This is a genomic window from Mesorhizobium sp. J18 (genome assembly GCF_007829525.1).
Taxonomy (GTDB): Bacteria; Pseudomonadota; Alphaproteobacteria; order Rhizobiales; family Rhizobiaceae; genus VLJP01.
On sequence record NZ_VLJP01000031.1, the window covers coordinates 31,998 to 38,658 of the forward strand.

The window sequence follows — 6,661 nt, forward strand, 5'->3', positions numbered from 1 at the left end:
AGTGAGCGACCGCCGCAAGATCGGGAGGCCGCTGGCCGTCATCCTCGCCATAGCGGCCGTCTGGTTCGCGATGAGCTTCGTCATCGAGAATGCCTATTACGCGCTGTTGTTGACGATCATCCCTATCTGGGCGACCTTCGCCATCTCGTGGAACATCTTCAGTGGCTATAGCGGCCTCATATCGTTCGGGCACGCCGCCTTCTTCGGACTCGGCGCCTATACGATCGCGCTCACATCGCTTCATTTCGACTTGACGCCCTGGTTTGGTCTGCCTCTGGCTGCCATCGTCGGCGTTGTGGCGGGGGCGGTGATTGGCTACCCGACGTTCCGGCTGAGCGGCCTCTACTTCGCGCTGGCCATGCTCGCCTACCCGTTGTCCATGGTCTACGTCTTTGAATGGCTCGGCTATCAGGAAATCATCCTGCCGATGCGGCCGGAGAACCCGCTCTGGTACATGCAGTTCGGCAGCTATCACGGCTATCTCGCGATCGCACTCGCGCTGCTCGTTCTATCGGTACTGCTGTCGCTGATGATCGAGCGGTCCCGCTTCGGCCTGTCGCTTCTGGCAATCAAACAGAACGAGTTGGCGGCGGAAGCCTCAGGTGTCGATACCTTCCGCTGGAAGATGCGCGCCCTGGTCCTGAGCGGTGCGTTGGCAGCGACGGCCGGTGGGCTCTATGCGGTCGTCGTCTTCGTGCTAACGCCCGGCAGCGTCTTCGGCGTCATCATCTCGGCGCAGGCCATCATCCTGTCGCTCTTCGGAGGGGCCGGCATCGTCTGGGGGCCGCTGATCGGGGCCGCCACGCTTCTTCCGCTCAGCGAGACGCTGCATGCCGAGCTTGGCAGTGTACTGCCTGGCATTCAGGGCCTGCTCTACGGCGTTGCCATCATGCTCGTCATCCTGCTGGCGCCGGAAGGGATCTACTGGCGGGTGCGCGATCTCCTGAAGCGCCGCAGGGGAGAGGCCGGCGCTGCGTCGGCCGAGCCGCGCGGCGTCGCGGGGCCAGTCGGCGCCAAGCCATCCGCACCGCGCCCGCAACCCGGTGAGACGCTCCTGTCGGTCCGCAGCCTCTCAAAAACCTATGGTGGACTGAAGGCGGTCAGTGACGTCTCCTTCGACGTGCGCGAGGGGGAGATTCTCGGCATCATTGGTCCCAACGGCGCCGGCAAGACGACGCTCTTCAATATGCTCAACGGCATCGTCGTCCCCGATGCTGGCGAAATCCGCTTCGAGGGCCGCGACATCGCCGGCTTGAAGCCGAATCGCGTCTGCCGGCTCGGAATCGGCCGCACCTTCCAAGTGGTCCGCGCCTTCCAGCGCATGGGGGTGCTGGAGAACGTGGCGGTCGGCGCCTATGTGCACGCCGACAGCGAGGAACAGGCATGGGCGCTGGCCAAGGAGGCCGTCGCAATGGTCGGCCTTGCCGATTCTAAGGATACGCTGGCCTCGACGCTGACCAGCAAGGAGCTCAGGCTGATGGAGCTTGCCCGCGCGCTGGCCTCCCGCCCGCGCCTGGTCCTGCTCGACGAGCCGCTGGCCGGCCTCGGTAGCACCGAGACCGAGGAGCTCATGTCGATGGTGGCCACCCTGCCTGCGCATGGGATCACCGTCATCATCATCGAGCACACAATCGGCGCCATGGTGGATCTCGCCGATCGCTTCGTTGTGCTCGATCATGGCCGGTTCCTGACACAAGGCGCGCCTCGGGACGTAACCAGGGATCCACGGGTGATCGAAGCCTATCTCGGGCAAAGATGGGCGGCCAAGCATGCTTGAGGTTGAATCCCTCACTGTTGCGTATGGCGGTCTCCGTGCCCTGACGAACGTCTCGATAGAGGTGAAGACGGGCGAACTGGTCTGCGTCGTCGGTCCCAACGGCGCCGGAAAGTCCACGCTGTTCAAAACCATCTCGGGAACCGTGCTGCCGCGATCTGGCAAGGTGCTGTTCGAGGGCGTCGATCTCTCGACCGTAAGCGCCGCCCGACGCGGGCATCTAGGCATCGCTCACGTCCCGGAAGGCCGCGAGGTATTCCGCTCCATGAGCGTAATGGAGAATCTGGAAATGGGGGCCTGGGCGGAGGCGGGCAGAAGCCGTTTCGCCGAGACACTCGAGCGCGTCTTCTCGCTTTTTCCGGTCCTGGCCGAGCGGCGGGACCAACTCGCCGGCACGCTTTCGGGGGGCCAGCAGCAAATGCTCGCTATCGGGCGCGGACTAGCGTCGCGGCCGAAGCTCATGATGCTGGACGAACCGTCGATGGGCCTTGCGCCGGCCGTCGCCGACACGATCTTCGAAAGCATCTCTCAGCTCCACCGGGAGGGCGAGATGGCCATCCTGCTCGTTGAGCAACGCGTCGCCGAGGCCATGGAGTACAGCAACCGCGGCTATGTCCTGCAGACGGGGGAGGTGATTCTATCAGGCAAGTTCGATGAGCTTTCGAAAGATGACCGGATACGTCGCGCTTACTTCGGAATGTAATCAGGGAGGTAAAAAGATGAGAAAGCTGCTTGCAAGCCTGAGTGCTCTAGGACTTATCTCAGTGTCCAGCACCACAGGCGTGGCCACAGCCCAGGGGCAGGAGCAGGTTACCATGGCGTTGGCGATGCCGCTGAGCGGTGCATGGGCGCGCATCGGCGAGGTGTCCAGGGCAGCGGCCGAATGCGCCGTCGCGGACATCAACGCCGCCGGTGGCATCGAGGCGCTCGGCGGCGCCAAGGTGAACCTTGTGGTGGCTGACGTCGGCGGCAGTCCGGAATCGGCCAAGAACGCCGCCGAGCGGCTCCTCGCCGAGCATCCCGACATCAGTGGCGGCGTCGGAGCCTACGTGTCGTCGTTCACGCTTCCAGTGACCGAGGTGACGGAGCGGGCCGGCATTCCTTGGCTGACACTGTCCTATTCCGACCGGATCACCGGCCGCGGCTACAAGCACGTCTTCATGACGTCGCCGACCTCCGTTCAGCAGGCGGAGGATGCACTGCCGACCATCCTTGCGCTTGCTAAGCAAGCCACTGGGGGCAAGCCAGACACTGTGGGGATCGTCATGGACAACACGCCCTCGCCGGTCGGCTTTACCGAGGGAATGCGGGACGGGGGCCTGGAGAAGTACGGCCTCGATCTGGTAGTCGACCAGGTCTTCACGCCACCGCTTTCGGTCGCCGGTCCGATCGTCCAGCAGGTCCGCTCAGCGCGGCCCGACTTCCTGCTGTTTTTGCCCACGGCGACTCCCGACATCAAGCTCATTTTGGAGCAGCTTACGCAGTTCGGCCTGACGCGCGAGCGACTGCCTCTGATCAACAATGGCGGTCCGATGGGTACACCCGACCTCCTCAATGTCGTGGGCGAACATCTGCTCGAGGGGGCGATGTTCATCACTGCGAATTGGGGCCTAAAGGGACAGGAGGACTTCACAGAGCACTGGAAGGAGTGCACCGGGCTTCCTTGGGTGACGCAAGACATCTCGACCTACGGCCACTTTTGGCTGCTCAAGGAAGCGATGGAGATGGCCAAGTCGGCCGATCCCGAGGCGGTGACGCAGGCGCTTCACGACATGAAACTCACCGAGGGACCGGCTCGATTCTTCCCGGGCGGCACCGTCTCGTTCGCCGACAACGGGCGCAGGGAGAACGCCTCCATAGTTATCGCGCAGTGGCAGGCGGGAGTTCCCGTGACAGTGTTTCCACCCGAATCGGCAGTGGCCGAGCCCATCTGGACTGGTCAGTAGTAAGGAGCGGCCCGGAATCATCTCGTAGCGGTTGGCGGTGTACCTGTGTCGACCGCTACATGGATCCGGCGGCCGGGTGACTTTCCGGCAGAGAAATTGCGTTTTCCAGCACTCGCCGGAGGGTCAGGGAAAGCCACGCCGCTTCCTTCTTCATCGCCTAGTGCATGCGGCGGCCCGCATCCGACGTGTTCTGCGCCGCGTTCTCTAAACGCACAGCCCGATGGGCTTTTGCAGTGCGGTTTCTCCATTTGGATGTTGAGGCTCCATAGGCTCGCTACACGCGACCGCTCGATATGCGGCGATGCCCCCCGGCGGCAACCATGATCCGTTCGGGATAGACCGGAGTCAGACAGGTCGATTAGCGAAGGATGCCGGCATGCTGTAGCGATTGCGCTCCAAGAATAGACGAGGGACGTCGGAGAGACCCGCTTGGTAATTCGACAAAGCTGTCGAAAGGCCGAGGAATCGGCGTCAGGAACGGGCGTCCTCGGCCCGGATGTCCTCGATGGTTCCGGGTTGCACGTCATGGGGAATCTGCTGCCACAGGTTCCGGCATCGCTGTTCCAGCCACTCGTTCAGGGCCTTCAGCGAAGGGAAAGCACGGCGTTGGCTGCCAAAGCCGGTGGCGGGCGTCCTGGACGTTCTTCTCGACCTGTCCCTTCTCCCAGTCCGAAGCCGGATTGCAGAACTCAGTCTCGAACAGATAGTGACTCGCCGTGGCCGAGAACGGGCATTGATCTGGCGATCCTTGCCGCGGCCGATCCTGTCAATCGCCGTGCGCATGTTGTCGTAAATCCCGCGCCGGGGAATCCCGCCCAGTCTTGCGACCAGTCGAACTGGAGAGTTTCTCCGGGCTCGAACGCCAACGGTACGAACGTACCGCGCCCGCTCGTTCGCATCTGTCGCTGGCGATCCGATTTCCAAGCCCGCGCAAAGGCGGTAACGCGTTCATACAAACCCTTACAGCCAAGGCCGATCAGGTCGGCATGCAACTGCTTGACGATGCGCTTCTGCTTGCGCGGCTTGTTCGCCTTCGTCCGCAGCCAGGCCGACATCCGTTCCGAATACGTATCAAGTCGCCATGACCACCAGCGAAATCCATGAGGGACAGGTTATCGTCGAACGGATCGCCGCCGGCTATGAAGACGACGGACTTGATGGTCGGCAACTGTTAACGCCGATACCGGCTCTGCGTCTGCCGAGGTCTTGCGGCATTCGAGACGCGCGGCATCGATGCGCCGATCCCGGCCAAGGCGGAGCCGATCCGCAGTCCGGCCCTGCTGCGCGGCTTCCGTTATGATGCCCGACCGAGAGAATCCCGAACTGCCGCCTCCCACAAATTATCTCGCGCTTGTAATCGGCTCTACTTTCACGACTGTTTTGCTCATCTTGATACATCCTTTTTCCTCATCATGATCTGCACACTGTTTGTTCGCAAAAGAACATCTACAAGCATGAGTTCTGGCGCGCCGTGCACTTGTCCGCACTCTGCGACGGGGTGATCGGGCTGCGTTTGAGAGGCAGCGCTTTTTCCGTCGCGGTGCATTTTGCCATCGGATTCACAGGGCACATCACAGGCACTCCGGCGCGGCCCGGCCGTCTTACGATCGGCGCGGCCGCAGGCAAGATATCGTGCTTCCCGTCATTCCTCGTCTGCACCAGTCCTCATCCGCTCGCGCGGATTCCTCTGTTCAGTTTGCGGCCGTCACCGTGACGGCCGTGGAGTTTTCATCAGCGCTGTCGCGATCATGCGTGCGCCCCCAGAAGCTTGCGTTCCTTGCGCATCTGGCGCGCATCAGCCTGCGCTGCCCCGTCATTCGGAGCGCCTGTATAGAACGTGCCAGCGCTCCACATGGCGTGCATGATCACCGCCAGCTTGCGCGCCACCGCCACCACCGCCTTGCGATGACAGGAGCGTTTGGCGAGCGCCGCACCCCACATCTTGAGACTGTCCTTGCCCTTGAACCGCGTCATAAGCGCCGACGCCGCTTCGTAGAGCGCGCGGCGCACATCAGCGTCGCCAGCCTTCGAGATGCGCCCCTTCACGTCGATCGACGTACCCGACTGCCATCGTCGCGAGGTCAGCCCGAAGTAGGCGGCAACGTCGCGTGAGCGTCGAAAGCGCGACGGATCGTCGATCGCCGTCATGAACGACAACGCCGTCACCGGCCCGACTCCAGGGATCGCCATGAAGCGACGGCACAGCTCGCTTTGCGCCACCATCTTCACCACCAGATCGTGCAGCCGGCAATATTCCTTCCACAGCGCCGCGCGCGCCGTCAGCATCACCTCCATCAGGTCGGTGGTGAACGGATCATCCGCCACCGCCTCCCGCACGGCCGCGTCGAATTTGCCGCGCCCGATGCCGCCGAGTCTGATCCCGAACGCCTTCAGCGAATGACGGATGGCGTTTTCCAGATCGAGGAACTTGCGCTTCAGGTTGCGCCGGTGCGTCAGCAAAAGCCGCATCCGGTAGCAACCTTCCGTCTTCACATGCGCCCGGCGGAACCAGCCGGTGCGCATGATATGGGCGATGCCGAGCGCATCCGCCTTGTCAGTCTTGTTGCGCTGCGCCGACATTGCCGCGCGCACATGCACCGTCTCCAGGCAGATCGCCGGCAGGCCGAGCTTCAGCATTTCAGGGTGCAGCCATGGTGACAACGAGCCAGCTTCATGGCCGACACGCCGCAGCCGCGGCAAATAAGGTTTGAGAACCGCAAACAGCGCTTCGGCGTCCGTCACCGCCGTCGCCTGAAGATGCACCTCACCCTGCTCGTCGACAACGCAAACCGCAGTTTCGTCAATCGATACGTCAAGCCCGCAAAAATACTCCATCTGCCGTCGCCTCTTCGTTTTGGGAACTCCGACTGTTTTAACCGACGGAGGACCTTCCGCGACAACCGCCGCAGTCTGCGCGCTAACCCGCCGATTACGGCCGGCC

Annotated in this window: 4 protein-coding genes and 1 pseudogene; 3 read left to right on the forward strand and 2 right to left on the reverse strand. The window is 62.8% G+C overall.

Annotated elements, in window-relative coordinates:
• Window position 1 precedes the first annotated feature (1 nt).
• From L598_RS12625 to L598_RS12635, 3 genes are read left to right on the forward strand one after another with little or no spacing between them, the layout of a single operon-like run.
• On the forward strand, window positions 2-1,777 hold the full coding sequence (locus tag L598_RS12625) for a branched-chain amino acid ABC transporter ATP-binding protein/permease (RefSeq protein ID WP_246658744.1): 1,776 nt from the start codon (window positions 2-4) through the stop codon (window positions 1,775-1,777).
• A complete protein-coding gene (locus L598_RS12630; protein ID WP_144862898.1) occupies window positions 1,770-2,477 on the forward strand; it encodes an ABC transporter ATP-binding protein in 708 nt (235 codons plus the stop codon). The genes L598_RS12625 and L598_RS12630 overlap by 8 nt, the downstream gene beginning before the upstream one ends.
• Window positions 2,478-2,493: 16 nt before the next feature.
• Complete coding sequence (locus L598_RS12635; RefSeq protein ID WP_144862900.1) at window positions 2,494-3,720, forward strand: ABC transporter substrate-binding protein; 1,227 nt, start codon at window positions 2,494-2,496, stop codon at window positions 3,718-3,720.
• A 348-nt stretch (window positions 3,721-4,068) separates the two neighbouring features.
• Here the strand turns inward: L598_RS12635 and L598_RS21790 are convergent.
• Together L598_RS21790 and L598_RS12645 are read right to left on the reverse strand one after the other, a co-directional pair.
• Window positions 4,069-4,799, reverse strand: a pseudogene (locus tag L598_RS21790) (IS21 family transposase); the annotation flags it as partial.
• Between the two features lie 667 nt (window positions 4,800-5,466).
• A complete protein-coding gene (locus L598_RS12645; RefSeq protein WP_144860715.1) occupies window positions 5,467-6,555 on the reverse strand; it encodes an IS110 family transposase in 1,089 nt (362 codons plus the stop codon).
• Window positions 6,556-6,661: the final 106 nt, after the last annotated feature.